Annotated in this window: 20 protein-coding genes, 1 tRNA gene, 1 pseudogene and 1 other annotated feature; of the genes and pseudogenes, 11 read left to right on the top strand and 11 right to left on the bottom strand. The window is 52.2% G+C overall.

Annotation, left to right across the window (positions count from 1 at the left end; all coding sequences use genetic code 11):
* Positions 1 to 68: 68 nt before the first annotated feature.
* Positions 69 to 1,031 (bottom strand): hypothetical protein, encoded by a 963-nt coding sequence (locus PGRAT_RS24895; RefSeq protein WP_174469034.1) that lies wholly within the window; start codon positions 1,029 to 1,031, stop codon positions 69 to 71.
* Positions 1,032 to 1,143: 112 nt separating this feature from the next.
* On the opposite strand from PGRAT_RS24895, the gene PGRAT_RS24900 reads away from it, so the two are divergent.
* Positions 1,144 to 1,217: transfer RNA gene (locus PGRAT_RS24900), tRNA-Arg, on the top strand.
* Positions 1,218 to 1,522: 305 nt separating this feature from the next.
* Complete coding sequence (locus PGRAT_RS34710) at positions 1,523 to 1,651, top strand: hypothetical protein (RefSeq protein ID WP_280515247.1); 129 nt, start codon at positions 1,523 to 1,525, stop codon at positions 1,649 to 1,651.
* Between the two features lie 9 nt (positions 1,652 to 1,660).
* Here the strand turns inward: PGRAT_RS34710 and pstA are convergent, their stop codons facing one another.
* From pstA to PGRAT_RS24925, 5 genes are all read right to left on the bottom strand, one after another.
* A complete protein-coding gene (gene pstA / locus PGRAT_RS24905; protein WP_025708982.1) occupies positions 1,661 to 2,536 on the bottom strand; it encodes a phosphate ABC transporter permease PstA in 876 nt (291 codons plus the stop codon).
* The gene (pstC, locus tag PGRAT_RS24910; RefSeq protein WP_025708981.1) at positions 2,533 to 3,483 is read right to left on the bottom strand and encodes a phosphate ABC transporter permease subunit PstC; all 951 of its coding nucleotides are present in this window, start codon (positions 3,481 to 3,483) and stop codon (positions 2,533 to 2,535) included. Before pstC ends, pstA begins: the two co-directional genes overlap by 4 nt.
* Before the next feature lie 91 nt (positions 3,484 to 3,574).
* Entirely contained in the window at positions 3,575 to 4,438 is an 864-nt protein-coding gene (locus PGRAT_RS24915) for a phosphate ABC transporter substrate-binding protein (RefSeq protein WP_025708980.1), read from the bottom strand.
* A gap of 51 nt (positions 4,439 to 4,489) precedes the next feature.
* Positions 4,490 to 5,917: a TolB family protein gene (locus PGRAT_RS24920; RefSeq protein ID WP_025708979.1), complete on the bottom strand. Its 1,428-nt coding sequence runs from the start codon at positions 5,915 to 5,917 to the stop codon at positions 4,490 to 4,492.
* 223 nt (positions 5,918 to 6,140) lie between these two features.
* Entirely contained in the window at positions 6,141 to 6,584 is a 444-nt protein-coding gene (locus PGRAT_RS24925; RefSeq protein ID WP_025708978.1) for a hypothetical protein, read from the bottom strand.
* A gap of 392 nt (positions 6,585 to 6,976) precedes the next feature.
* Between PGRAT_RS24925 and PGRAT_RS24930 the strand changes: the two genes are divergently transcribed.
* From PGRAT_RS24930 to PGRAT_RS24950, 5 genes are all read left to right on the top strand, one after another.
* A complete protein-coding gene (locus PGRAT_RS24930; protein WP_025708977.1) occupies positions 6,977 to 7,708 on the top strand; it encodes an ABC transporter ATP-binding protein in 732 nt (243 codons plus the stop codon).
* Positions 7,705 to 8,739, top strand: coding sequence for an ABC transporter permease (locus tag PGRAT_RS24935; protein WP_025708976.1), 1,035 nt, complete (start codon positions 7,705 to 7,707; stop codon positions 8,737 to 8,739). Before PGRAT_RS24930 ends, PGRAT_RS24935 begins: the two co-directional genes overlap by 4 nt.
* Positions 8,740 to 8,796: 57 nt before the next feature.
* Positions 8,797 to 9,492 carry a TetR/AcrR family transcriptional regulator gene (locus PGRAT_RS24940; protein WP_025708975.1) on the top strand — a complete coding sequence of 232 codons (696 nt, stop codon included), beginning with the start codon at positions 8,797 to 8,799 and terminating at the stop codon, positions 9,490 to 9,492.
* 189 nt (positions 9,493 to 9,681) lie between these two features.
* Entirely contained in the window at positions 9,682 to 13,707 is a 4,026-nt protein-coding gene (locus tag PGRAT_RS31865; protein WP_052415730.1) for a cadherin-like beta sandwich domain-containing protein, read from the top strand.
* Between the two features lie 161 nt (positions 13,708 to 13,868).
* Positions 13,869 to 17,222, top strand: a complete 3,354-nt coding sequence (locus PGRAT_RS24950; RefSeq protein WP_025705152.1) for a DEAD/DEAH box helicase — start codon at positions 13,869 to 13,871, stop codon at positions 17,220 to 17,222.
* 621 nt (positions 17,223 to 17,843) lie between these two features.
* On the opposite strand, the gene PGRAT_RS34810 is transcribed toward PGRAT_RS24950, so the two are convergent.
* The 3 genes from PGRAT_RS34810 to PGRAT_RS24965 all read right to left on the bottom strand — a co-directional run bounded on the left by PGRAT_RS34810 (position 17,844) and on the right by PGRAT_RS24965 (position 19,536).
* Positions 17,844 to 18,383, bottom strand: a complete 540-nt coding sequence (locus tag PGRAT_RS34810; protein ID WP_042267362.1) for an exosporium glycoprotein BclB-related protein — start codon at positions 18,381 to 18,383, stop codon at positions 17,844 to 17,846.
* 4 nt (positions 18,384 to 18,387) lie between these two features.
* Positions 18,388 to 18,795, bottom strand: coding sequence for a hypothetical protein (locus PGRAT_RS34815; RefSeq protein ID WP_042267365.1), 408 nt, complete (start codon positions 18,793 to 18,795; stop codon positions 18,388 to 18,390).
* Between the two features lie 381 nt (positions 18,796 to 19,176).
* Positions 19,177 to 19,536, bottom strand: a complete 360-nt coding sequence (locus tag PGRAT_RS24965; RefSeq protein ID WP_025705151.1) for a hypothetical protein — start codon at positions 19,534 to 19,536, stop codon at positions 19,177 to 19,179.
* A 200-nt stretch (positions 19,537 to 19,736) separates the two neighbouring features.
* Here PGRAT_RS24965 and PGRAT_RS24970 point away from each other — a divergent pair, with 200 nt between their 5' ends.
* Positions 19,737 to 20,045: a hypothetical protein gene (locus tag PGRAT_RS24970; protein WP_025705150.1), complete on the top strand. Its 309-nt coding sequence runs from the start codon at positions 19,737 to 19,739 to the stop codon at positions 20,043 to 20,045.
* Between the two features lie 195 nt (positions 20,046 to 20,240).
* Here PGRAT_RS24970 and PGRAT_RS32670 read toward each other — a convergent pair whose 3' ends face one another.
* On the bottom strand, positions 20,241 to 21,743 hold the full coding sequence (locus tag PGRAT_RS32670) for a collagen-like protein (protein WP_179945395.1): 1,503 nt from the start codon (positions 21,741 to 21,743) through the stop codon (positions 20,241 to 20,243).
* Between the two features lie 189 nt (positions 21,744 to 21,932).
* Positions 21,933 to 22,152: a binding site (T-box leader), on the top strand.
* Between the two features lie 74 nt (positions 22,153 to 22,226).
* Between PGRAT_RS32670 and PGRAT_RS24980 the strand changes: the two genes are divergently transcribed.
* Complete coding sequence (locus tag PGRAT_RS24980; protein WP_042267367.1) at positions 22,227 to 24,089, top strand: arginine--tRNA ligase; 1,863 nt, start codon at positions 22,227 to 22,229, stop codon at positions 24,087 to 24,089.
* A gap of 257 nt (positions 24,090 to 24,346) precedes the next feature.
* Here the strand turns inward: PGRAT_RS24980 and PGRAT_RS35000 are convergent, their stop codons facing one another.
* The gene (locus PGRAT_RS35000) at positions 24,347 to 24,436 is read right to left on the bottom strand and encodes a putative holin-like toxin (protein ID WP_420329519.1); all 90 of its coding nucleotides are present in this window, start codon (positions 24,434 to 24,436) and stop codon (positions 24,347 to 24,349) included.
* Between the two features lie 389 nt (positions 24,437 to 24,825).
* Between PGRAT_RS35000 and PGRAT_RS32675 the strand changes: the two are divergent.
* Together PGRAT_RS32675 and PGRAT_RS24990 are read left to right on the top strand one after the other, a co-directional pair.
* Positions 24,826 to 25,236: pseudogene (locus tag PGRAT_RS32675) on the top strand (transposase); the annotation flags it as partial.
* Positions 25,237 to 25,593: 357 nt separating this feature from the next.
* Positions 25,594 to 26,361 carry a carbohydrate-binding protein gene (locus PGRAT_RS24990; protein WP_025705989.1) on the top strand — a complete coding sequence of 256 codons (768 nt, stop codon included), beginning with the start codon at positions 25,594 to 25,596 and terminating at the stop codon, positions 26,359 to 26,361.
* Positions 26,362 to 26,972 lie beyond the last annotated feature (611 nt).

Genomic DNA, 26,972 nt, shown 5'->3' on the forward strand with positions numbered 1-26,972 from the left:
ATGTTTTCTTTAAAAAGATTCACGCAATTCACGCACAGAATAACCATTATATTATATACAACATTACTTTATTTATCAAGTAGAGAACTCTTTACAAATCCTTTGAGAGAGCGGTAAGCCCCCTCAAATTGAAAGCGCATGCTGCCTGTGATTCCGTACATGGCCCGCGTTTCCTCTTCCTGCCGCTTTCCGCTCAGACTCTCGGACACCATCTGGTGCAGCGCGCCGGCCCAGATATCCAGCTGCGCATCCTCTCCCTCCAGAAGCTTGCGGTACTCCGCTGAGCCATAGACCGACATCATGAACTGCCCCCACAGCTCCTGGGCAAAATAATACAGCGTCGGCTCATGCACTTCCGCCTGTTCGGCCACCCGTTCCAGCACCTGGCCCACCTGCGGCGGAAACTCTTCATTCGTCAGCGGCACCGTTTCAATATCAACATATGCGACTTCCCCTCCGCGCATCAGCCCGATGGTACCCTGTGCTCCCCGGCGGCGGAGTGTCTGCAGCGTGCGGAACTGCAAAAGCGGATGAACCGCTGCCCCTGCCCGCTCCAGCCAGCCTACAAGCGCCTCGTCAACTTGTGCGCCTTCCAGGTAAGACAACTGCTCAAGCGCAAGTATCGTCGCCTCTGATAAAGGCTCGTTCATGACCTTCTTCAACAGCTTGTCGGGATAATCCGCATCCTCTTCAAGCTTCGATTTGGCCAGAATCCGGGCCATGTCTTCTTCCTTCAGGTCCTGCTCACTCCCGGAGGGTTCCCTGTCTCCCTCCCCGTCTCGGGATGCATAGGGGAAGGCAGCCTCCAGCCAATCCAGCAGCGACTGCCATTCCTGATAGTGCCGCTCGTCCTGGCCCTGGCATTGCAGCAAAAACCGCAGCAGTTCCATTGCTTCCCCGTAACGTTCACTCTCCAGCATTACCGTTAACTGGATCTGGTAATAATCCAGCGTCTTCGGAAACAGCACGATATTCTCTTTGGCGGGGGAATTCGAATGATTAATGAGGGCACCTCCTTTTCTCCGATCCATGATCAATTGTAGATTATAGCATATCCCGCTGCTGTTTCAAAAAAACAGGTTGAAAAAGTTATCTACATATGATAACATAATTTTTGCTTGCTTTTCAGTATGCTCCTCTTATGTCCCGGTAGCTCAGCTGGATAGAGCATGCGCCTTCTAAGCGCACGGTCGGGGGTTCGAATCCCTTCCGGGACGTCATCGAACAGCCTCCCTTCGGGAGGCTGTTCGTGCGTCCTGGGGATGAGAACCCTGTGCCGGGTTCGTTGGAGCATCCGCTTCGGGAGCATCCGCTTCGCAATCAGCCCCCTAGGGCTGTATCCCTTCCGGGACGTCATCGAACAGCCTCCCTTCGGGAGGCTGTTCGTGCGTCCTGGGGATGAGAACCCGGTGCCGGGTTCGTTGGAGCATCCGCTTCGGGAGCATCCGCTTCGCAATCAGCCCTCTAGGGCTGTATCCCTTCCGGGACGTCATCGAACAGCCTCCCTTCGGGGAGGCTGTTCGTGCGTCCGGGGGATGAGAATCCGGTGCCGGGTTCGTTGGAGCACGGTTCAGCTTATACAGCAGAAACGGGCGCCTTCCTTATGCAGGATGGCACCCGTTTGAACGAAAATAAAAAGAAGATAGAATAAAACATTCTCTCAGCGTCCCCGGCGGCGTCCGAGCCATAGCGGGAAGCGGAAAATGAAATTGATCAGCAGCACCACAAACACCAGCACAGCCGCAGACTTGTCGGCAATCTGCCGCGCATCCTCGACGATGGCCTCAGACTGCACATACCACAGATGTACTGCCAGCGTCTCGCCCGGCGAGAACAGATTGAAATCCCACATCTCGCCGGAGGTGCTGAGGCCCGCCGTCAGAATAATAACAGCCGACTCGCCGAAGGCTCGTCCGGCCACGAGACAGACACCGGTCACGATAGCCGGCATGGCTACCGGCAGCACTACCTTTCGGATGACATGGAACTTAGTCATCCCGAGCGCATAGCCGGCTTCACGGATCTCTCCGGGAACGGCGCGTACCGCTTCTTCCGTGACCCGGGCCAGCATCGGCAGATTGAGCAGCGCCAGACTGACTCCCCCGCCGAGAATGGTCAGTCCCACGTTGAAATATTCGGCGAAGATGGCGAGGCCAAGCAGACCGAATACAATGGAAGGAACCGAGGACAACGACTCTACGCAGATGCGCAGCGCGCCGGTAAACCGGTTGTCCGGTGCATATTCCGCCATATAAATTCCGGCACCGATACCGATTGGAATCGAAATCAGCAGCGAGATGAACAGAATATAGAAGGAGTTGAACAGCACCGGGCCAATGCCGCCTCCGGCATCAATTTCTTCCGGCTGCTTAATCAGGAAGTCCGGTCTCAGCGAAGGCAGGCCTTTGCTCAGAATGGTGAAGAGCAGCCAGAAAATCAGCAGCATCACCAAAGCACCCAGTGTATAGAAGGCGATGGTTGCTATCTTGTTGTTACGCTGTGAACGGGCCGTATGGCGGGTACGGGTGAAATTCATGCCGCATCCCTCCTGTTCCGGCCTAATATGCGGATAATGAGGATCAGCACAAACGAAATTAACAACAGCAGGAAGGCCATCATATGCAGCGCATAGTTCCAGGTGGAGTCAAATTCCACATTGGAGATTTGCATTACGATGTTGCTGGTCAGCACCGAAGACGGTGTGAAGAGTGTCTTGGCCAGCTGCGGTGTGTTGCCGATCACCATAACCACGGCCATCGTCTCACCGACGGCACGGGTCATGCCCAGAATGACTGCGGAGATAATGCCTCTGCTGGCCGCAGGCAGAACAACACGCATAATAACCTGCAGGCGGGTGGAGCCGAGGGCATAGGCTGCATCGCGGTATTTGCGCGGAACGGCAACAATGGCATCATCGCTGATCCGGCAAATGGTCGGCAGCACCATCAAGGCGAGCACAAGCGCAGCGGCAAGCAGGCCATCCCCCAGTCCCTCGCCGCTGACTCTGCGCAGAAAAGGCAATAACACGGTCAGCCCCAGATAACCGTAGACAATGGAAGGAATGCCGACCAGCAGATCGAGTACCGGACGGATAAAGCTCTTGATCCATGCCGGGGCGATCTCCGCACAAAGTACAGCCATTCCCACCGAGACAGGTACTGCGATGAGCAGTGTCAAGGCAGTCAGTGATAATGTATTTACAATAAAGGCAGCGGCGCCAAAGGCTTCCTCTTCCGGGCTCCAGTTGAAGGAGAAGAAGAAATCCAGCGGCGAGATGTTATTAAATAGAAGCAGCGCCGTTTTGCCGATGAATACAATGACAAGTCCAAGCACCAGACAAAGTGCAAGGATGCTGAACAGAAAATAATAACGAAACATAGTGTTGCTGAATAAGTGCCTGTTGTGGCGTTTGGCGCTTATGCCGCCTTCTGCAAGGCTGCTCTTCTGTGCCCGCGATGCCAGGTTCTGGACCGGTGCCCCCATACTTTCCCTCCTGTAAGCGGCCACCCCCGCATGATATCGGAGCTGGCCGCTGTTACCGTTCAATATGTTTATGACTCCCAGAGACTTACACTTAGCCCTTCATTGCAGCAATCGGAATGAATTTAAGCTTCTTCAAGGAACCATTCTGGAACTTTTTGCTCTGCACATAATCAATGAATTCCTTGGTTGCGCCAGTCGGCTGGCCTTTGGTCATGTAGTAGCCGTAAGCCCAAATCTTGTACGAACCGTTGATGACGTTATCTGTAGTTGCTGCCACACCGTTGAATTTTACAGCTTTGATGTCGCTGCCGCTTACATAGACAAGGTCAATGTAGCCGATCGCGTTAGGGGTTGTAGCAACGGCTGTTTTCATGTCACCGCTTGAGCCGGTTTCCTTGTAATTCTTCTCTTTCTTCACGATATCTCCGCCAGCCAGGGCCTTGGCCTGGTAGTTGACACGGGTACCGGAACCGAAGGCGCGGGTAACCACTACAATGTTGGCATCCGATCCGCCGACTTCTTTCCAGTTGGTGATTTTACCGGAGTAAATACCTTGCAGCTGCTCCGTGGTCAGGTTGTCTACACCTACATTTTTGTTGACGATGGTCGCAAAAGGAATAACGGCTACCTTGTTGGCCACCTGCCCGTCAAAGGCTTTGAAGCCGGGAACATCAATGCTGGCATCCCAGTCGCATGCGCCGATGTCGGCAATGCCCTTCTTCACGGCTTGCGGTCCGGTTACAGAGCCTTTACCGGAAGCCGCGATTTTGACTTTCGGGTGAAGCTTCTGGAATTCCTTGGCGGCCTGCAGGGTCAGCGGAAGCAGTGCAGTCGATCCGTTAACGGTAATTTTACCTTTTAGAGAGTCGGCTGCGGCCGCGATTCCGGCAAAAGATGCGGTTACCGCGATGACAGCGGTCAATGCTGAAACTGTTAATTTTTTGAAAACCTTCATGAATAATTTCTCCTCTCGGCGGTTGCGCCGTTATATTATGTGGGTGTTGCTTCAGTCGGTTGATTTGGAGAGCTGGAGGGCTTTGCCGTTCTGGATTGCAAGCACCTTGCCGTCGCTGATAACTGCGAGCTTGCTGCCGTCTTTCGATACCGCTGCTTCCGAAACATCTTCGGTGGTATGGAACAGCACGGTTTTGCCGCCGCTGCCGTCGATGGAATAGACAGATGTGCTGCCGTCGGCCGCGATACCCGAAACGATCAAGCCTGAGGCTACGCCAGCAGCCCATGTAGCTTCAACATCAAGTGCGATGTTGCTGATGGTGCCGTCAGTCCCGATGGATTTCAGCGTATTGGCTGCATTGCCGTCCGGATCAGCACTCAGGTACACCACGCTGCCATTTGCCAGAATTTCCGGATACAGCTTGTTGTCCAGGGCTGTGGTCAGGGCTGCAGGCTTCGCATCTTTGGTAACAAGATCCAGCTTATAGATCTGCTCTCCGGCTTTGCTGAAGTCTACGGTAAGCGAATCTTCGGTGCTGTCGGCATCATTTTTAGCCACGCCCGTTACATTCACAATGTAGACTGCACTTTTGGCATCGGAAGACAGGCGCAGTTCCGATTTGTTCTCTACTTTGTCTTCAAGCACAGCTTTGACGGCTCCGGTTTCTACAGAGATCTGAGCAATCTTCTCCTGCTTGTCCCCCTGGATGAAGTAGATCGTCTTGCCGTCCGCCGACCAGACCAGATCCGTTTTTACGCTGGTGTCTGTACCGAGGGAGGAGATGGCTCCACTGGCGAGATTGATCAGCTTGAGCTGGCCTGTCTCATCAGTGAACGCGCCCCATTTCTGATCGGCAGAAACCGCGAAATCCGATGCGCTGCTATTGGAAGAGAAAACTTCATAATCGCCAGGGTAAGCGTTGAATTTGATGAGCTGGGCGGTTTCGGAATCGCTTTTGTTCGCAATGATGCTTCCGTCTGCATTCCAATGAAGGGTATCGAACTGGCCTTCCGGACGGGCAAAGCTCAGAATGGTCTGGTCTTCAGCCTGGAGTTCCCCGCCAAGGGCAGTAACCAGCTTAGTCAGCTCTACGTAGGCCTTGCCCTTATAAATTACAGGAGCAACGGTGAATTGCTGAGCCGCACCATCCACTTGATATCCTTTCGCCCCTGTCTTAATGAGTACATTATGTAGTCCTTTGCTGTCGTTCAGTTCAAAACCGCTGCTGCTTATGATCAGCTTGGCTCCAAGCTCACCGGCCACCTGATTTAGCGAATACAGCTTGTACCCGCCGCTGTTAATGGTACTGAGTGCAACCGGCGTTCCGTTTACAGACCAGGTAGTGCTGCTTTCCTTGACTGCTGCGGTATTTACGGCAGCGGCATTAGCGCTGCTGCTTGTTGCCGCAATGCTTCCCGCTCCTCCTGCAACGAGAATTGCCGAGGCCAAAGCCGCGCTGAACCATTTACTGTTTCTCAATTAGACTCACCCTTTTCCTATAGGTAACTGCTAATGCTATTTTCATCTACAAGTATCAATTCTGTTCGAGAGGAATGTTAGGGAAATATTAACTGATGATGAATGGCGGGCAACCTGTAAATCCATATCATTAAAAAAGACCGCCCCTGAAATATCAGAGTCGGCCTAAAGGTAAAATGTAGATGAAGTGAGGACTAGAAATGTAGAAAACAGCGGCGGAATGTTAATTCTCAACCCATGTAACGATAATTTCAGCATTGTCCGGATTTGAATCCGAACGGGTGCCAATAATGGAATAGGAATAGGCGTTTGGAACTTTGCCGTTAATAATCATGTTATTCCTGTCCACAATCTGCGTCCCGCGTTTCAGGGCCTTGTCATTTACATACTTCTGATAGGCGCTGCCGAGTTCATCCATGCTCTCCGGCGTTTCATAGACCAGCATGGAGGATTTCTTTCCGTCCACCGCCTCTCCTTCCGTAAATGTAATTCCCGCACCGGCTGGAATCGGCAGATCCCCGGGAAGATATTGCGGCTTGTCCACGCTCTCTTCTGCCAAAGTGCGGAAATGCCCACCGCCCGCTTCACCTCCGGGATTGCCGCATGCACTAAGCCCAACGGCTGCCACAAGCACCAGCAGGGAGAGCGCAACCTTCTTGTCGGCCATTTTTCTAACTCCTCCTTCATGGTCTTTATTACGTCAGAACACTTACTTATACCCATAATTACCCTGCACTTCCACAGATTAAAACACAGTTTGCTAAAATTTTAAAAAAATCTTAATTCGGCTGAATGCGGCCGGATGGGGTGAATAAGCATGAATTAGATGTACAAAATCCCACTAAAACCTCCTGCAGCCTAGATTTAAGCGAATTAGTTTTACTTTTTTCCACTTAGCTTTAGTTCCTTAGGAACCTCATGGGGTACCCCCGAGCTTTCAAGTTCTTCAATTCAACTCAGATAGCAGTCATTACAGAAAAAGCGATTTACATCTGCAAGGAATTGATCTAATATAATGAGTGAGTACTCACTCATAAATATGGAATCGAGGAGATTGACATGAATCAGGGACATCCTGTGATTGCTGTAACCCATGTCCGCCGCGCATTTGGCACTAAGGAGGTATTGAAGGATATTTCGCTCCAGGTGGACCAGGCAGAGACTTTCGGCATTCTTGGCCCTTCCGGCTCGGGGAAAACTACGCTAGTAAAGCTGTTGACCGGCATTGATGAAGTGACCTCAGGCCAGGTAGAGGTGCTGGGTGTTCAAATGCCCAAGCTCTCCATGCTGCAGCAAATCGGCTATATGGCACAGTCGGATGCACTATACAGCGAGCTTAGCGCCAAAGAAAATCTCGAGTTTTTCGCGTCCCTGTATGGACTTAGAGGCGGAAACCGCACCCGGCGGATCGCTGATGTGATGGAGGTGGTAAACCTGCAGGAGCATCTGCGCAAGCGCGTGGACCAATATTCCGGCGGAATGAAGCGGCGTCTGTCGCTGGCCATCGCTCTCCTGCATGAACCTCCGCTGCTCATTCTTGACGAACCCACCGTTGGCATCGATCCGGTGCTGCGCAAGTCGATCTGGAAAGAGCTGCGGGCATTGAACGGCAAAGGGACCACCATCGTCCTCACTACCCACGTGATGGACGAAGCGGAGAAGTGCGACCGTCTGGCCATGATCCGGGACGGACAGCTGCTGGCAGTGGACACCCCTGCAGATCTGCTGCAGAACACCGGTGCAGCTTCGATGGAAGAGGCTTTTCTATATTATGGAGGTGCCCGGCGATGAGAGTACGCGCGATTACCCTGCGAATCCTGCAGCAATTCATACATGATAAAAGAACGATGGCGCTGATGTTCATTGCCCCGCTTCTTGTACTCAGCCTGATGAGTCTCGTGTTCAATGGAGATGCCTATGAGCCGAAGATCGGAGTCTCCGTCGGAGCCGTCCCCTTCACCCGTGCGCTTGAAGCGCAGAATGCTACTGTTATAGCTTACGAGTCCGAGGACCTGGGCAAAGCAGCCCTTCAGGAGAGTGATTTGGATGCGCTGATTACACTTAACGGAACGACTCCTGAAGTGATGCTTGAGGGCAGCAATCCGGCTGCCAACCGGGCGGTAATGCTGGCCTTGACTGCTGCAACCCGGAACCTGCAATCTGCTGCGGGAGAGGATCAGATCCAGCCAAAGTTCAGCTATCTATACGGTGCAGAGGATATGAAGACTATTGACCGCTTCGGACCGATTATGATCGGTGTGTTTGTCTTTTTCTTTGTTTTCCTGATTGCCGGTGTTTCCTTCTTGCGGGAGCGGACCACCGGAACCCTGGAGCGCCTGCTCTCCACCCCGCTGAAGCGCTGGGAGATTGTGCTCGGCTATGTCTGCGGCTTCGGAATATTCACCGTGTTTCAGGCGCTGCTGATTTCCTGGTTCTCCATTCAGGTGCTTGGGATTATGATGACCGGAAGCTTTGGCTATGTGCTGCTGATGACCCTGCTGCTCTCCATGTCGGCGCTGACTCTGGGCACGCTCCTCTCGGCGTATGCCGCCAATGAGCTGCAGATGATCCAGTTCATTCCGCTGATTATCGTGCCCCAGATTTTTTTGAGCGGGTTGTTCCCGATGGATACCCTTCCCTTGTGGCTGCAGCGTATCGGTCTGGCAACACCGATCTACTATGGCTCCGAAGCGCTGATGAATATTATGATCCGCGGCAAAGGCTGGAACGCCATCGCGCTGGATGTCTATGCGCTGATCGGCTTCTCTCTGCTGTTCATGCTGCTGAATGTGCTGGCCCTGCGCAAGCACCGTAAAATGTAAACATCAAGCTCCCTATGGTAGACTACATGGAAGGAAAAGATTTGGGAGGACAAGTCGATGGAGAAGAACAAAGCGGATGGGCAGCAGGGGCAAGAGGAATGGATCTCCGAACTGCTGGCCATCAGTGAAGAAGAAAAAATGACGCCCAAGCAGCTGGCCATTCTCCAGGCGGGAATTGAGGTTTTTTCCGAGAAGGGCTATGCTGCTGCCGCCACCAGTGAAATTGCCCAGAGGGCGGGAGTTGCCGAAGGTACGATATTCCGCTACTACAAAACCAAAAAGGATCTGCTGCTGTCGATTGTCAGCCCGGCGATGACCAAGATGATCGCACCTTTCGTGCTGCGCAATTTCGACGGGGTGCTGGATGTTCCTTTTGACAGCTATGAAGCGTTCATGCGGGCCTTTATGGTTAACCGTCTGGAATTCGCCCGCAAGAACTTCAAAATTCTGAGAATATTTGTACAGGAAATCCCCTTCCAGCCAGCGCTGCGGGAACAATTCATTGAAAATGTTATTAGCAAGGTGCTGGAGCGGGTAACGGGCATTATTGAGCATTTCAAAGCCAAGGGCGAGGTTATCGATGCGCCTACCCCTTCGATTATACGCTTCACCATTTCCTCCATAATCGGTTATCTGCTGGCGCGGCTGCTGCTGCTGCCGGACAAAGACTGGGACGATGAAACTGAAATTAACCTGACTCTAAACTTTATGCTGCATGGAATTGCTGGTCCGGCGCTGCGGCGGGAGGAATAAAGGGACAGCGGGAGTTTTGCATTTTCCTAAGGGAGAATGCGGGGCTGCCGCTGCTTTTATATTATGAAAGGAATAAGAATGGTGCCTGCACAGAAATTTTTGTAAAAAACCCAATCCTCTCAAAATCCCCTATGATATAATGATAAAAATCATAGCGGATTTCAATAATATACATACGGAGGGTTTTTAATGAAAATCATGAGACTGGCGGCAGCTTTATTTGCCACGGCCCTGCTGGTAGTTCTTCTGCCATGGATTGCCAGGGCGGATGTATCGAATTCAGATGCTGATCTGAATTCCTACTTTCAGGGAGCTGGGGTCCTTTCGCCTGCATTTTCCCGGGAAATTACAGAATACACAGTACATATGCGCAGTTCGGACCCCGGCTATTATACGGCAGCCACTCCGTCCAATGCTGACGCGGCTCTGGCCTATTCAATGAATGGAGGCCCCTGGATCTCCATCGGCCATTACACCTCGACCGGATATCTTCCAACCCAGCGCGGGAACAATACCTTCCAGTTCAAAGTGACCTCATCCGATAATTCCACAAGCAAAATCTATACCGTGCAGGTCTATTATCCGCATACGAATGATGCAAACCTTCGGGATTTGAGTGTAAGTTCGGGCAGTATTAGTCCTGATTTTAACCCTTCAACTACCGGATACACCCTAACTGTTCCTTATGCAACAAGCAGTCTGGAGGTAAACACATTAGCGGTTGACCCTGCAGCTTCCATCAGCATAAACGGAGTCAATGCCCTGAGCGGTGTTTCTTCTTCTGTGCCGCTTCATGTTGGAAGCAATATGGTATATGTCGAGGTCAAATCACAGGACACTTCTAACGCCAAGACCTATTCTCTTACGGTCACCCGTGCTTTGCCCTCAACCAATGCCAATTTAAGCGCCTTGTCTGTCCAAGGTCATAGCTTGACCCCTGCTTTCCAATCCGGTGTGACGGCTTACGCCTTACAGGATGCCGGTTATGACACCGGCACGATTGCTGTAATCCCCGCCGCTTCCGACCCCACAGCAGCAATAAGCATTCAAAACAGCCAAGGCGGCTACGATCCTATAACCAGCGGCTCTCTTAGCGCCCCCTTGGCGTTAAGCACGGGAGACAATACTATTGTAATTAAGGTAACCGCCCAGGACGGAATCACCGAGAAGCTCTACAGCCTGAGTGTGCACCGGAAAAGCAATAATGCGCTCCTGTCTCAGCTTGCTGTCCTGCCGGGCGGTCTGAAAGACGGTTTCACCAGCCATGTGTTCACCTATACACTGGAGGATATTACTACGGATAGTCTGACGGTAACACCAACACTGGCTGACACTAAGGGTCTGGTGCAGATCAGCGTTAATAACGGGAGTTATGCACCTGTATCTAATGGGCAAGGCGCCACTGTGCCGCTGACCGGCGGAACCCACACGATTCATGTAAAAGTATCCGCCGAAGACACAAGCTATATTAACGTATACAATCTTACGGTAAGAAGAGTAGTGGATAGCACTATAGCCCCCGTCTCGGGGAGCTTTGATAAATATGCCTCCAATACATCAGCAGGCCATTACCAGGATGTTGCAACCGTGCTTAGCCTGAACGGCAACCTGCTGAACGGCCTGAAGCTGGGGACGGCAGTCCTGGACAATGCCGCCTATACTCTCTCCGGCAGCACCTTGACTCTTCACAAAGAATACCTGTCCACTCTGGCGGCAGGAGAGCATGTATTTGAGCTGGTCATGGATGCGGGCAGCCATCCAATGTTCACGGTGGCGGTGAAGGACACGACACCGCCTGTCATGGCCGTGCCGGCCGCCGGAGATGCGGCGGTCACGCTGAAGTGGACCCCGGTCAGCGGCGCGGCCGGGTACAAGGTCTTCGCCAGCACGGTTCCGGGGACCTACGGAACCGCACTGGCGACCTTGGGCCCGGCTGCCAACAGCTATTCGGCAGCCGGGCTCACGAACGGGACGACGTATTACTTCGTCGTCAAGGCCGTAAACGGAGGCGGCGACAGCGCGGCCTCCGGCGAAGTCAGCGCCACCCCGCAGGCTCCTGCGCCGGGTGTGCCGGTTGTTCAAGCCGTGACCGCAGGCGATGGTCAGGTGCGCCTGGTATGGGATACGGTGAGCGGAGCCACCGGATATAACGTCTACACAAGCACAACCTCCGGCGAATACGGAGCCGCTGCCGGGACGGTTGCTGCTGCTGTGTACAGCTACGATGCTGTGGGCCTGACCAACGGGACGACCTATTATTTCGTCGTCAAGGCCGTGAACGGAGGCGGCAGCAGCGCGGCCTCTGCCGAAGTCAGCGCCACCCCGCAGGTCCCTGCACCCGGTGCACCGGTGCTGCAGGACGCTGTTCCCGGCAATGGAACAGTGAGCCTGAACTGGGAACCGGCAGCCGGTGCCTCGGGATATACCGTCTACCAAAGTACGGTGCCGGGAGACTACAATCAACCAGCCGGTACAGTTGCCGGATCGGTATATAGCTACAGCGCAATAGGCCTGACGAATGGAACCACGTACTATTTTGCCGTGAAGGCGGCTAATCCTGGCGGCGACAGCGCGTTGTCCAATGAAGTCAGCGGTACGCCGAGAACCGTTCCTGCCGCACCGGTTATTCTCAGCGCCACTGCGGGAGACGGTCAAGTGACCATTACCTTTGCGGCCCCTGCGGACAACGGCGGAAGTTCTGTTACCTCCTATGAGATTACAGCATCACCCGGAGGCAGTATTACCACGGGCTCTGCCAGTCCGGTTACAGTAACCGGGCTAGTGAACGGAACAGCCTATACTTTTACTGTAAAAGCCAAAAACGGAGCAGGTATCGGTCCCGCCTCCGGCCCTTCCAACGCGGTAATTCCGATGGCACCGGCCAGCGGAGATGGAAATCCGGCGGAATCCGCACCGCCAGTGACATCATGGGTCCCGGCGGTTCCAGCAAAAGAGGCCCCTGCCCCGGAAGTATTGACATATGTGAACGGCAAAATCGAAGATTTGAGCGTCTTATCAACGGTACGGACTGATAACAGACAGCACTCCATAGTCACACTGGATCAGGGCAAACTCGACCGGATATTGGCGGAACATCAACCCGGTGCCGAGATCTCGGTAGAATTCAATAACCGTCCGGAAGTGCAGACGGTCGAGCTTAACGGACTGCTGCTCCAACATTTACAGCAAAAGCAGACGACTATATCCGTTCATGCCGGCAAAGCCGCGTATAGCATTCCTTTGCAGTTAATCAGTTGGGATCGGATAGCCGGACTGCCCGGAGCAAATGCATCTGCAGCCGGTGTGCGCATTCAGATTGAAATTGCAGCTCCGGATGCAAGCCTGGCCAGCACCGCCCGCACCGCAGCGGCCAAAGGCAGCTTCACTTTCCTTGCCGAACCGCTCGATTTCTCGGTAAAGATCATTAACGGCAGCCAAACCTCCGGCCTGTCCGGCTTCAGCGCTTATGTGCAGCGGAGCTTCTCACTCCCAGCCGGAACTGATACAAGCCGTGCTACCGGTATTGTGATTGAACCCGACGGAACCGTGCGCCCTGTTCCCACCAGATTTGTGATGCAGGATGGTGGTTATGCTGCAATCATCAGCAGTCTTACCAATAGCACCTATGCTGTTGTCTCCCATCCTGTGGCGTTCAAGGATATGGCCGGACATTGGGCAAAAGCTGCCGTTAATGACCTGGGGACCAGGATGGTTGCAGGCGGAAGCGGGAACGGACTGTTCGCGCCCGACCGCGAGATCACCCGTGCCGAATTTGCAGCAATCCTGGTCCGTGGACTTGGCCTGCAGGCTGCTGGCGGCACTTCTCCATTCACGGATGTGAGCAGCTCTGACTGGTACAGCAGTGCAGTCCAAACCGCCTCCCGTTACCAGCTGGTCACCGGCTTTGAAGACGGCAGCTTCCGGCCCGGAGATTCCATTTCCCGGGAACAGGCGATGACCATGCTTGCACAGGCGATGCAGCTTACCGGACTGTCGGGGGAGAACACAGGCAGCAGCGCCGCTGAACTCCCGGGAGGCTTCACGGATGCAGACGAAGCTTCCGCCTGGGCGCTGGACAGCATTGCGGCCAGCCTGCAGGCAGGGATCATAACCGGCCGCAGCAGAACTCAGCTTGCCCCCCAGTCTCATGTGACAAGAGCCGAGGTGGCCGTCATGCTGCAAAGACTGCTGCAGAAATCCGGACTCATCCAATAAGAATTCTTCTTGCTCATCCCAATTACAGCCATTCTCCACCCGCAGGTATGCGGATTGGAAATGGCTTTTTAATTACGGCTTTGTAGGCGTACGCATGTTCTGCTAATATGGGAACTATACGAATTCAGGACTTAAGGAAATGTATAAGGAAGTGATCAGCGGTGAGTTTTTATGTGCCGGAACGGGTAATCCGGCTGCTGTGCGGCAAGGCTGCTTTTGAACGGGGCTCCGAGGTTTACGAAGCGGGAAAAGTCCGGCTGGCTGCGGTAGAAAATTATGAAGGATTGGAATATTCCAAATACAAGGCTACAGTCTACGGGCTGGAACCTTACGACATTACGCTTACCATAGACAGCGACGGGGATGTTAACGGGAAATGCTCCTGTCCGGCGTACCATCTCGGGGGACCGTTCTGTAAGCATATTGCCGCCGTTCTGGTGGCTATTCTTTACGAAGAAGACGGAGATGGGCCATTATCGCCACAAGAGACAACCGCTGGCCGAAACAAGCCTGAAGTCTTTACCGGAAAAACAGGCATGCTTTTCCCCCGCGATCTGCCGGACAGGAGCACGCCTGGCTCCGCTGACGGCCCAAGCGGCCGTCAGCTGGTAAGCAGCATGCTGGGGTTGTTCGGGAACCAGCGCCAACGCCCAAGCGGTGCAGGTGCTTATGTAGACATAAGAATGCCGCTGCAGGTGGAGATTATCTGCAAACCCTTTTCCTATAACTTCGGCAGCCGGCTGCTTGGAATTGAACTGAAGGTAGGCCTGAAACGCCTCTATATCGTCCAGAAAATAAGAGCGTTCCTGGAACGTGTCCACCGCGGGGAACCCTTTGAATTCTCCAGGCATTTTGTCTATGACCCTGCCCTTCACAGCTTCACGAAGGAAGACAATGCGGTGCTGCTGAAGCTGATTGAGATTCTTCTGAACGAACGGGTGTACCGCGACAATATCGGCCCCTACTCGTCGTATTCGGGAAGTATGGGCGGTGAGCGGCTGCTGGCTATTCCGCCTTTTTTCTGGGAGTCTCTTCTCCCTGCTCTCGCCGCATCCCCTTCTGTCTATTTACAGATTGGTGAAACGCTCACCCCAGGCATTCATATTGCTGACGAGCTGCTGCCGGTGAGTTTTCAGTTCGATCAGGCGGACAGTGACGGCTACCGCCTGGACATTCAGGGGCTGGCGCAGCTTACGGTCATGGAGGATTACGGGCTTGTGCTGTCTGAAGGCAAGCTGCTGAAGCTGCCGGCAGAAGAATGCAGACGTCTCTCTGAGCTGAAAAAGCTGCTGGCCGAATCCAGAACCAGCGGGATCGATATCACACCGGGGCAGATGGAGCCTTTTATGGATAAGGTAATGCCCGGCCTCAAAAAGCTGGGACAGGTTCATATCGCTGATTCAATCGCTGACCGGATTGTGCAGACGCAGCTGCAAGCCCGGCTCTATCTGGACCGGGTAAGGGACCGGCTGCTGGCCGGACTGGAATTCCAGTATGGGACTATTGTGATCAATCCGCTGGACGAGCAGGCGCGTGAACGCGGGCACGAAGTCATTCTGATGCGGGACGGGGAAGCCGAACGGCGGATTCTGGAGCTGATGGCGCATGAATCGTTTGCCAGAACGGAAAGCGGCTATATCATGACGGGCGAAGAAGGGGAATACGACTTCCTGTATCATACGATTCCATTGCTGGAGCCTTTGTTGCAGGTCTATGCGACCACTGCCGTCAAGGAAAGGCTGGTTACCGGCATGTATACTCCCAAAGCCAGCTTGACCTGGAATGAAAAAACCGACTGGCTTGATTTCAAATTTGCCATGGACGGCATCCCGGAGTCGGATATTGTGCTAGTGCTGAAGTCCTTGCAGGAAAAGCGCAAATACTACCGCCTGCCGGATGGAGCGCTGCTGCCGCTGGAAACCGCCGAGCTTCAGGAAATCATCGCTTTGATGAACGAGCTGGGCGTCCATGCTGTAGATATCAAAACCCCGGAATTCTCCCTGCCTTTGGCCCGGGGACTGCATTTGAATGCCGACGCTGTACAAGGGGGGACCGATGCTGTCAGCATTGGCCGTTCCTTCCGCCGCCTGCTGGCCAATATGCATAATCCGGAGAATCTGGATTTTCCCGTGCCGGAGACCCTCGTCCCCGTGCTGCGGGATTACCAGCAGTATGGCTTCCAGTGGATGAAAACCCTGGCCCATTACCGCTTCGGCGGCATCCTGGCCGATGATATGGGGCTGGGCAAAACGCTGCAAAGCATCACCTTTCTGCTCTCCGAGCTGGAGAATATCCGCCAGACCGGACAACCTGCGTTAATTGTTGCCCCCGCCTCCCTGCTCTACAATTGGCAGAATGAGCTCAAGCGCTTCGCTCCGCAGATCAAGGCGGCCATTGCCGACGGAAACCAGGCTGTGCGGAGCAAGACCGTGCGGAATGCCGCAGGCTGTGATGTCCTTATTACCTCTTATCCGCTGCTGCGCCGGGATGTGGAGCTGTATGTCAAGCGTTCTTTCCATACCCTCATTCTGGACGAAGCGCAGATGATCAAGAACCATGCCACCCAGACCGCGCAGGCGGTAAAAGCACTCCAGGCGCGCTACCGTTTTGCCCTTACCGGCACACCGGTGGAAAATGCGCTGGAAGACCTTTGGTCGATTTACGGCGTCGTCTTCCCCGGACTGTTTCCGGGCAAAAAAGCTTTCCATGACCTGCCCAGAGATACCGTGGCCAAACGGATCCGGCCGTTTCTGCTGCGCCGCCTGAAAAGCGATGTGCTTAAAGAGCTGCCGGATAAGATTGAGACTCTCCAGGCCTCTGAGCTGCTGCCGGAACAGAAAAAGCTGTATGTCGCCTATCTTGCGAGACTGCGGAAGGAAGCCCTCAAGCATCTGGACAGCGACGGATTCGGCAATGGACGAATTAAAGTGCTCGCCGGGCTTACCCGTCTGCGCCAGTTGTGCTGCCATCCTGCGCTTTTTGTGGACGGCTATGCCGGAGGCTCCGGCAAATTCGAGCAATTGCTGGAGATCATCGGGGAATGCCGCAGCTCCGGCAAACGGATGCTGATTTTCTCACAATTCACCGAGATGCTTGGCATGATTAGCCGCGAGCTGGGCATGCTGGCGGTTCCGCATTTCTATCTGGATGGACAGACTCCTTCCTCCAAACGGGTAGAGCTGTGCGGACGTTTCAATGAAGGGGAACGGGATCTGTTCCTGATCTCGCTCAAAGCCGGGGGAACGGGGCTGAATCTGACCGGAGCAGACACTGTTATCCTCTATGACCTATGGTGGAATCCAGCCGTTGAACAGCAAGCTGCCGACAGGGCACACCGGATTGGGCAAAAAAAGGTGGTTCAGGTGATCCGGCTCATTGCCCAAGGCACGGTAGAAGATAAGATGTACGAGCTGCAGCAGAAGAAAAAGAATCTGATTGATGAAGTCATAGAGCCGGGCCAGGAAGCCTTATCATCCTTAAGCGAACAGGATATCCGCGAAATTCTGATGATTTGACCCTGTGACTCATATACAAGAGGCAACAAAAGCCTATAAGCTTTTATGCATCGCCAATAGCCAATTTCAAACTACATGCTGCCACCACCTAAGCGGCTGTCACAGTCCTTCCCTGGACCGTGCAGCCGCTACAGGTGGTGATAAATTTCTAAGGCCCCGTGCCCGTTCTCGCAGGTGATACGCTCCTTCACCTTCCCCTCCCACCCCCACCCCCTACTCTGCTCGGTTGCATGCCCCAATTGGAAATAGTGGGAAAAAGTGAACTTAAATTCCCCAAATTGCCACTCCCCGCAAGTCTTAGGTGGAAAAAGGACAACTAATGGGACCGATTTGCCCTCATGTCTGCTAATTTGCCCAAATTAACTCTACTTTTTCCCACTACTCCCTCCCTATGGAGGATTTTTTATGAAATTAAGTATACTAATTCCACTATACTACCCAGCCGCTGCTCGCTCCTTCTTTTATTCCAAAGCCCGCCTGTAAGGAAGAATTCACAGGGTTTCAGCACGGTACATTGCTTTATTGCCCTATTGTAATCTAGAACAGCAAAACGAACAGGGAACTCGGGTCTAAGGCTGAAGAGTTCCCTGTTCTTTTCGATTGGTAAAAGTGAGAAGCCGATTAGGTAATGGAAAGGCCTCCACTGGCATACCCTGCAATGGTTGAAACTACATCAACCCCAGCCGTTACCGCCGCCGAGAAGACCAGAAGCAGTCTGTCCCCTGCAGCAATCGGAATATTCAATCCGGAAATCAAGCCGCTGCTGATTGAACCCAATGCCAAAACTCCTGTAAGTGCCGGAGCCAACGTTACAGAGGCACCTGGTACAGCGGTGAAAGTATTATTAGGTGTAGTTGAATGGAACAATTGAGCTGTGATAGTTACAGTTGAGCCAATCAAGCTAAGTGCAGCTGTTGTACTGAAATAAGCGGCTAATGACGTGATCGTCCCGGTACGTGGAGCAGAGAAGGCAAAATTGAGCAGAGTGCCTGGAGCCCCCGTAAGATCGATAACCTCTACTGCCACACTGATGCCTGTAGTACTGTTGCCAAAACCAACCACACTGGACGTATTCAAAAGTCCGCCAAGCACCGTAGTTAAAGAAATAGGCAGCCCCGATGCATACGGGATAATCGCTCCTGCGCCGGTTGCCCCCTTCACTCCGTCACCCCAGTCGCACCGGTTGCACCGGTGCGCCAGTGGCTCCGCTGCCGGAGATTTCACCGAGCAGTTCTGAAGAAACCAGACGGTGGGCTGTCACAAGCGCTCCTGTGCTATTTTTGCCCCAAAACGAAATCTGGATAGGGTCATTAGCCATGTCAGCTGTCGTAAAAGTAAATTCAAAGGCATCCAAATCGGCAAAATAGTTATTGGTTATCACTTGGTTCGGAGCCACATTGATAGACTCACTGACATACAGAGTTCTCAATCCGCCACTCATATAGAATCCTTGCAGTTGCACTGTTGAAACCAAAAGCTCATTGCGGTTATCAATTCTGACTGTGACCGTCTGCGTTGGTCTAACGCCGCCAACCAGATTGTTTTCTATGGGCCCTGTAGATAAAAAGCTCATCGCTCCAGCTTCTTTTTTCAGATTGAATAAAAAACACCATATATAGTTGAACTTGTAGTTGTGTTATTCCGGGATTGGCCCGTAACTTCTCTTAACCTATATAAGTTGAACTTAGTTTTACGTTGTGGGGGATAGACGTCACTGCGGGGAATGTTTGGACTTCCAGCCGCTGTTGTCGTAAGAATTTCTTGAATGGAACCGCCTTTAGCGGTTGACATCCGGTGACAGGGCATATCCTTACGAAGTCAGCTTTCCCGCGGAAAGCTCTCAGGCGGCGCATTCGCTCTGTAAGTATCCAAACTTTCCCTCCGCACTCCTGCCCTTTTTATGAATTTTTCAAGTTCAACTTATCTATAGCACTGCAATCCGCTTTTCATATTGTCAGGCATTCGGGTTAACGTTCTCTTGCTCCACCACCCGATGCGCATCCACCAGTTGACCCGATGATTGTTTGCCCCACACAGAGATTCCTACGGCTTCCGCGTCTGCAGAACCGGTTGTAAAGATAAATTCGAAGCCGTCCAAATCAGCAAAATAGTTCCTGGTCACTGCTTCATTCGGTCCGATATTAATCAATTCATTCACATACAGCATTCTTGTTGTGCCAAGCACATATCCCTGTATAGTCACGGCAACAGCATCCACAGTATTCCGGCAAACCGCTTTTACCGTTAACAGTTGTGTGGGTCTGACCCCAAGCACCGCATTGTTTTCTATGGGTCCCGTTGATAATATAGCCATCTTGTCCCATTCCTCCTTTTCTTCACCGATAGTTCCAATCTATCAAGCTCCGATTCTAGCTTGCGGCCCTTTGGCCGCACACTATACTAATATTCGAGCGCACCGTTAATGGTGTGGTCATAAGACAGGTTTCAATCACCAATATCAGCAGGAGCGCATAAAGTGTATTCATAGATTGTTTTACGGAAGAAGGGAGTTCCATGCCCCCTCCTGGTAAAGGAAAGAAAACCGGCGCAAGAAAAAAAACACCCAATTCTAATACACAGATCCCAAAAGGCCTGGAGTATACAGTAGCCGCTCTGTTGTTAACCGGCAAGCTGCGGGTTGATTCTGTCCAAATGTACAGAGATGCTTCCCTATTCATCAGTCTGGTTGGTAAATATAAATCTTTGAGCGATCTTAGTTCCAGCAGCAACGTGGATAAACTGGTCAGCTTTCTCGACGACAACAGCGACCTGACCTTGAACGAAATCATGACCGCCCTGAAGAAAAAAGCCGACAGTTCCTAAAAGCCCGAGAGAACAAATGAAAAGGGGGAGCGTTGACAGATGGACAGCTTTGACGGAGAGGATTTTGCCGGGGGAATTCTGCTCATAATCGTGATTGCCCTGCTGATTTACGGCTCAACGGATATTAAAAATCTGACTGGGGCACCAACCGCGGATTAATGGTTCCCCATGCAGATTTAACGCTGGACAGAGATACTAAGAGACAAGTGGTATCATTGGATCAGCTAGTTTATCTTTTGAATCAGGATGGAGGAATTGGCATTCGTCTGCGTTCCACCTGCCAAGTTCTGCAAGGTGATTGCCGCAGCACTTGAATGATTTCGTAGTGTAATAACATCTCCTGCCGCCGCAGTGATAATTACCATCCCCGGATTGGCCTGGGTACCCGCACCTGAGCCATATATCGCTCCAGCAATTGGCGAACCATTCTGGAACAATGAAAATTGATTGACCTCCACACCACTCGCATTGAACCAGACCTATCGTAATAATAGAGCTTCCGGGAGTATGAGTAATCGCACCGACAATTAATCCATTATGGCTATAAGTGACATCTGCCTCTAAAGGAACCGTCTGGGCCGCTAGATTATAAATGTATGCATACTCAGACAACCCTGCAGGACTTTCTCCCGTTGCTCCGGTTACTCCGGTTACTCCAGTCACTCCCGTCGACCCAGTTACTCCCGTCGACCCGGTTACCCCAGTCGCTCCTGTTACCCCAGTCGCTCCAGTCACTCCCGTCGACCCGGATACTCCCGTCGCTCCAGTTACTCCCGTCGACCCGGTTACCCCAGTTACTCCCGTCACGCCGGTTACTCCCGTCGACCCGGTTACCCCAGTTACTCCCGTCACGCCGGTTACTCCCGTCGACCCGGTTACCCCAGTTACTCCCGTCACGCCGGTTACCCCAGTCGCTCCGGTTACTCCCGTCGCTCCAGTCACTCCCGTCGCCCCGGTTACCCCCGTCGTTCCAGTCACTCCCGTCGCCCCTGTCGCTCCCGTCGACCCGGTTACTCCCGTCGCCCCGATTACCCCCGTCGCTCCAGTCACTCCCGTTGCTCCGATTACTCCTGTCGCCCCGGTTACTCCCGTCGCCCCGGTTACCCCCGTCGTTCCAGTCACTCCCGTTGCCCCGGTTACCCCCGTCGCCCCGGTTACTCCCGGCACGCCGGTTACTCCCGTCGCTCCAGTCACTCCCGTTGCCCCGGTTACTCCTGTCGCCCCGGTTACTCCCGGCACGCCGGTTACTCCCGTCGCTCCAGTCACTCCCGTTGCCCCGGTTACTCCTGTCGCCCCGGTTACTCCCGTCGCCCCCGTCACGCCTGTAACACCTATGTCCCCAGTTGTTGGCCCCAACAATTCAGCGGAAACCAGCCGATGGGCTGTGACCAGCTGACCTGTGTTGTTTTTTCCCCACACTGAGATCTGGATTGGTTCATTACCTTGGTCTGAAGTTATAAAAGTAAACTCGAGTGCATCCAGATTGGCAAAATACGTTCTCGTGACTACTTGATTAGGTGCCATATCCAGGGTTTCATCGACATATAGCGTCCGTGTTCCATCGAGATAGTAGCCCTGAATCATTACCGTAGAGGCCGTGTCATTGCTGCGGTTATCAATTTTGACCGTAAGCTGCTGAGTGGGCCTCAAACCGCCTGTCAAATTGTTTTCTATCGGGCCTGTAGATAAAAAACTCATATCTCCAATTCTCCCTTCCAAAATATTTAATCGTTTATTCAACATACTAATATTCAAGTGGGGAACCGGCCGTGTGGACAAAGCTCCTTTAATCCCATTCATTTAGAAAATGTATGTTTCAAAAAAATCGTTCCCAGCATATCCGCTATTGCTTTCTCCCCAAAATTCGCTATACTGATAAAAATCAATCTACATTCGATGAACGGGAAAGTAGTGACCTTGGACCCTAGTCACAGCGAGCCGGGAAAGTGTAAGCCGGTACAGATCCAGTCATGAAGCGCACCCGGGAGATGGACTTCTGAACTGGCAGTAGGAAGCCCCGGCTGAAGGCCGTTAACCTGTGAGGTGGCTGAACCTTGTGTTCGGCAACGAGAGTGGTACCGCGAGCGCATATGTCCTCGTCTCTTTTAGAGACGGGGTTTTTTGTGTTTTCCGGGACGCTTGGATTAGTGCTGTGCTGGATTTTTTAAGGAGGAGTTTATCATGTTTAGCCAATGGATCAGAAACCAGCTGGAACAAAGTGTAGATAATGTAGTCAACAGCCTCGGCGGAGCCTGTGCAGAACCCGCAGCGGTCTTACTAGAGCAGCCTCCGAATGCCGATTTCGGTGATTACTCCAGTAATATCGCGATGCAATTGGCCAAAACACTGCGCAAAGCCCCCATGGCCCTCGCCGGGCTGATCACCGCAGAGTTTCAGCGGATAGGAGCTGTAGGCGGGATTGTGCAGCGGATCGAAATTGCCAAGCCGGGGTTCATCAATCTGTATATCAATTGGCAGGAATGGGCTGGTCAGACCTTTGTACCGCCTCCAGGCAGCGGGGAAAAAGTCATCATCGAGCATACAAGTGTGAACCCTAACAAATCGCTTCACATCGGACATCTGAGAAACTCCTGCATCGGGGATGCGCTTGTGCGGATTTTGCGGAAAACAGGGTACAACGTTGAAGTCCACAATTATGTGGATGATCTCGGCAATCAGCTGGCGGATACGGTGGTCGGCCTGCTTCGTGTACCGCTGGCTGGGGAGCATGTCCGTTTCGGGGATTACTGCTGGGATATTTATGCCGCGGTTAACAGGGAATATGCGAAGCAGCCTGAGATGATCCATCAGCGGACAGAAATTCTCCATGAGCTGGAGGAGGGGTGCGGCAATACGGCCTGGCTCGGTCAACTGGCTGCTGAACGGATCGTTAGAGAGCATGTCGCGGAAATGAAAAGCTTCGGCATAGAGTACGATCTGCTGGTCTGGGAGAGCAATATTGTAAAAGAGGGGTTCTGGTCCTCTGCCTCCGCTCTGCTTCAAGAGACGGACATGTTTGTCCAGGAGACAGAGGGCAAGCTGGCAGGATGCTGGATTCTAAAACAACCGGCGGCGGAAGGGATGGAGAGCGGCTCTGAGGATCATCAGAAGGACAAGGTGCTGGTGCGTTCGAACGGGATTTTGACCTACACTGCCAAGGATATCGCCTACCATCTCTGGAAATTCGGGTTGCTGGACAAGGATTTCAACTACAGCGAATTCAACGCAGGCCTGTGGACCACCGGGTTAACCGGAGAACCGCTGTCCTTCGGCAAGGCCGACAAAGTCGTCAATGTTATCGATTACCGGCAGGAGTATCCGCAGGCCATGGTAAAGCAGGCATTGGAGGTCCTTGGTTTCACTGCGCAGGCAGAGAAGCTGCATCATGTCAGCTATGGTGTAGTTTCACTCAGTCCGGCTTCTGCCGCCGGGCTTGGCATTGATACCTCGGATGGCAAAAGCTCCTACGCTATGTCCGGCCGTCAGGGGATCGGCGTCAAGGTGGCGGATCTCGTCCAGCTTATGGAAGGCAGCATCGAAGCCACCCGCTCCGACAAAACCGGCCTCTCCAGCCGGCTCATCGCCGCCGCCGCAATCCGTTACTACCTGCTGCGCTTCAATCTGGGCACGGAGATCGTGTTCGACTTCAAGCAGGCCACAGAGATTTCCGGAAATACCGGGGTCTATCTGATGTATACCTACGCGCGTGCAGGCCGTGTGCTCAGCAAAGCGGAGGCCCCTGTCGGGCTAACAGCAGTCCCCCGGTTCCCGGCACAGCTGGACACCGCCGAGCTGGCTCTAATGAGACAGCTGAGCACCTGGGAGGATACCCTTTACACGGCGAGCCGGGAGCTGACACCAAATCTAATTTGCAGCTACGCTCATGCCCTGGCTTCGTTGTTCAATAACTTTTATTCCGCCTGTCCGATTCTCAAGGGAGAAGGGAGTTCTATCCGTTTCCGCCTCTGGCTCACCTCGCGTTTCCAGATCACCCTCGGTGAAGTCTTGGAAGTGCTCGGGCTGCCGAAGCCGGAGCGGATGTAGCTTGTTCTTATTACTTGTAAAGCGATACGGAAGCAGAGGCACAATCTGCTCTTGCGTGTAGAACTATTAATGCTTGCATAAATACTTTTATTTTTACTTTATTAAATAAAATGTGGTATATTTGAGTCAGAAAAGCCGTACAATGCATAAAGTGTCGTGCGACTAACACGACTCCCCTGCAATAGCCGCTTTTAAGGGCGGAGGCTCAGACAGGTACTACCCACAGAAATAGGCCGCAATCCTGGACAGAGGGCGGCCTATTTCTTTTTGTGGAAAGACAGGATTAATACAACCAGAGTCGCAAATGAAATCATTAGCGTCAATGCTTGGTATAATTCCACAGGCATCACCTCCCCTCCGGGAGATTAACCAGCCGCCCTTGCAAGCCTTCTATTGTTCAGTTATTTTATCATGGCGATGCCTATGCTCCAACGAACCCCTTCAGGGGCATCTCATCCTCCATACGCACAAACGGGGCTGTCCCAAAAACCTTGTAATGGCTGCTTGGGATAGCCCCTTGTTTTTAAGTAGGATCAACGTGAGCACTTGGGTGGTCGCTCCGCGAACGGACCGTTGTTCCAATCGCTGTGGTCTCCAGATTTTTTCCATTCCCCTTAGCGGTGAAAATCCGGAGACCAAGGCGAACGCTTCCGCTTTTCCACAATCGTTCCGTCCTCTCCGCTGCTTTTAAAGGAAAAAGTTTCTGTAATCCTTCTAAATCCACAAAAAAGAAATCGCCGCCGGACAAACGCTGCATTTCCGCAAAGAAAGCAAGGAAACGTTAGAGAGTGGATATGAAATCCGAAAACGTCATTACCGTAGCCAGAGCTGCGAGGGCTGCCCACTGAAGGAACGATGTACGAAAGCCGAAGGAAATCGAGAAGTGGTCATCAGTTTGGAACGACTGCGGTACCAGAGTCAGGCTCGGGAGATTCTACGGAGTGAAGAAGGTTACGCCTTGGCCGTGCGCCGGATGACGGAACCGGAAAGTGTATTTGGCCAACTGAAGAACAACCGGGGATTCCGGCGCTTCCTACTTCGAGGGACGGAGAAAGTGAAACTCGAGGTCGGTTGGCTTTCCCTTGCCCATAATCTATTAAAGCAAGCAGCCAATGACCAAAAACGCAAAGCAGCGATTCTCCAGTAACGGGAGATTCGCTGCTTTGCTCAATTTTTGTGGTTTTAAGAATGAAGAAAGCCATCACAGTCAAAGAAATCTACTTTTGGGACAGCCCCTTCTACATTTCTCCCATTTCCTCCGCTTCGCCCGCTGGTCATTAGGGATGAAGCTCTGTCCAGGAATAGCCTCCGTCCGCTGTGCTCCAGAGATATTCTTATGTTCAAAAGATTACACAAATGTGCAAACTCTTGCCGTCACGGGTTTTCCATGAAAACTAATCATATCCATTTAATCAAAAATTAACATAAAATATGTTTACTATTGGTATATTTTATGGTATATTTATCCTGAATTTCATACTAAAAAAAAAGGAGATGTCGTAAAATGTTCATCAAGATGAAGAGGAGTTTATCGATTTTGGTTTTGGCAGCTGTTTTTGTGCTAACGTTTGCACAATCTGTCTTTGCCAGTGACCAGCCTGTTCAACTGACTTCAGCCAATCTCTATGTTTACAAGTTTGGATACGTTGGATTCAGCGGCAATATCGAAGTAAGCAACCTGGGCAACCCAAAAACTGTAACTATTCACTATACTCCTGGAGACGGTCAGTGGTATGATACGAACGCCTCCTATCAAGGCCCAACGGACTCCACGCATGAAAAATGGAGTTTTATGGTTTCCACCGATAACATAAGCAATAATAATCCGCAGCTCACAAATGCCCAAACGATTCAATTTGCAATTAAGTATGAAGTCAATGGACAAACGTATTGGGACAATAACAACGGACAAAACTATTCCGTCAGCCGTTTTAATGAAAGTTCAACCATTCTTGGTAAACCGAACGTTTTTCGCGCTTACGATGATTTATATGAGAACACCTTCTCGGGAAGTGTATATGTCAAAAATTTAGTCTCCAGCAAAGAGGTTAAAATCAAATATACAACCGATAACTGGAATACAACCAAGGAAGGATACGCCAGCTACTCCATACCGGCGAACTCCGATGGCAGCGTAGAAATCTGGGGTTTCAGCTTTAATAATATTGACCCAAGTGTTACGCAAATTCAGTACGCTATCTCCTACACCGCAAATGGACAAACGTATTGGGATAATAATTACGGGAACAACTACACAGTAAACCGCCATTAATACAGAAATATATCCGTGAACGTAATACCCTTCCCCTTGTTTAAAACGGACCTTTGGGGCTGTCCCAAAAGCCATGAAATGGCTGCTTGGGACAGCCCCTTATTTGGGAGTAGGATCAACGTGAGCCCTTGGGTGGACGCTCCGCGAACGGACCGTTGTTCCAATCGCTGTTGTCCCCAGATTTTATTTATTCTCCTTAGCGGTGAAAATCCGTGGACAAAGGCGACCGTTCCCGCTTTTCCACAATCGTTCCGTCCTCTCCGCTGTTTAAGCGGAAAAAGTTTCTTCAAATCTTTCTAAAATCACAAAAAGAAACCGTCCTTTGGTAAAATGGAGTTACCACACAACCATAGAAGTCGGTTGGCTTTCGCTCGCCCATAATCTATTGAAGCAAGCTGCAATGGACCAAAAACAGAAAGCAGCGATTCTCCAGTAACGGGAGAATCGCTGCTCTGCTCACTTTTTGTGGTTTTAAGAATGAAGAGAACTGTCCCCCTTCATAGAAAATCTACTTTTGGGACAGCCCCTTCCGTGACGTCCCGGAAGGGCTGATTGCGAAGCGGGTCCTCCCGAAGCCCATGCTCCAACGAACCCTTCTTGGGCTTCTCATC

This window comes from Paenibacillus graminis, assembly GCF_000758705.1.
In the GTDB taxonomy this organism is placed as follows: domain Bacteria; phylum Bacillota; class Bacilli; order Paenibacillales; family Paenibacillaceae; genus Paenibacillus_AQ; species Paenibacillus_AQ graminis.

What these genes read in the sequence shown, in the direction of transcription:
- PGRAT_RS24940 (WP_025708975.1), top strand. Translation starts at nt 8,797, where the DNA reads ATGGAGAAGAACAAAGCGGATGGGCAGCAGGGGCAAGAGGAATGGATC.
- PGRAT_RS24970 (WP_025705150.1), top strand. Translation starts at nt 19,737, where the DNA reads ATGCCCCCTCCTGGTAAAGGAAAGAAAACCGGCGCAAGAAAAAAAACA.
- pstC (WP_025708981.1), bottom strand. Translation starts at nt 3,483, where the DNA reads ATGGGGGCACCGGTCCAGAACCTGGCATCGCGGGCACAGAAGAGCAGC.
- pstA (WP_025708982.1), bottom strand. Translation starts at nt 2,536, where the DNA reads ATGAATTTCACCCGTACCCGCCATACGGCCCGTTCACAGCGTAACAAC.
- PGRAT_RS24980 (WP_042267367.1), top strand. Translation starts at nt 22,227, where the DNA reads ATGTTTAGCCAATGGATCAGAAACCAGCTGGAACAAAGTGTAGATAAT.
- PGRAT_RS24895 (WP_174469034.1), bottom strand. Translation starts at nt 1,031, where the DNA reads ATGGATCGGAGAAAAGGAGGTGCCCTCATTAATCATTCGAATTCCCCC.
- PGRAT_RS32670 (WP_179945395.1), bottom strand. Translation starts at nt 21,743, where the DNA reads ATGAGTTTTTTATCTACAGGCCCGATAGAAAACAATTTGACAGGCGGT.
- PGRAT_RS31865 (WP_052415730.1), top strand. Translation starts at nt 9,682, where the DNA reads ATGAAAATCATGAGACTGGCGGCAGCTTTATTTGCCACGGCCCTGCTG.
- PGRAT_RS24935 (WP_025708976.1), top strand. Translation starts at nt 7,705, where the DNA reads ATGAGAGTACGCGCGATTACCCTGCGAATCCTGCAGCAATTCATACAT.
- PGRAT_RS34815 (WP_042267365.1), bottom strand. Translation starts at nt 18,795, where the DNA reads ATGAGCTTTTTATCTACAGGGCCCATAGAAAACAATCTGGTTGGCGGC.
- PGRAT_RS24925 (WP_025708978.1), bottom strand. Translation starts at nt 6,584, where the DNA reads ATGGCCGACAAGAAGGTTGCGCTCTCCCTGCTGGTGCTTGTGGCAGCC.
- PGRAT_RS24990 (WP_025705989.1), top strand. Translation starts at nt 25,594, where the DNA reads ATGTTCATCAAGATGAAGAGGAGTTTATCGATTTTGGTTTTGGCAGCT.
- PGRAT_RS35000 (WP_420329519.1), bottom strand. Translation starts at nt 24,436, where the DNA reads ATGCCTGTGGAATTATACCAAGCATTGACGCTAATGATTTCATTTGCG.
- PGRAT_RS24930 (WP_025708977.1), top strand. Translation starts at nt 6,977, where the DNA reads ATGAATCAGGGACATCCTGTGATTGCTGTAACCCATGTCCGCCGCGCA.
- PGRAT_RS24965 (WP_025705151.1), bottom strand. Translation starts at nt 19,536, where the DNA reads ATGGCTATATTATCAACGGGACCCATAGAAAACAATGCGGTGCTTGGG.
- PGRAT_RS24915 (WP_025708980.1), bottom strand. Translation starts at nt 4,438, where the DNA reads ATGAAGGTTTTCAAAAAATTAACAGTTTCAGCATTGACCGCTGTCATC.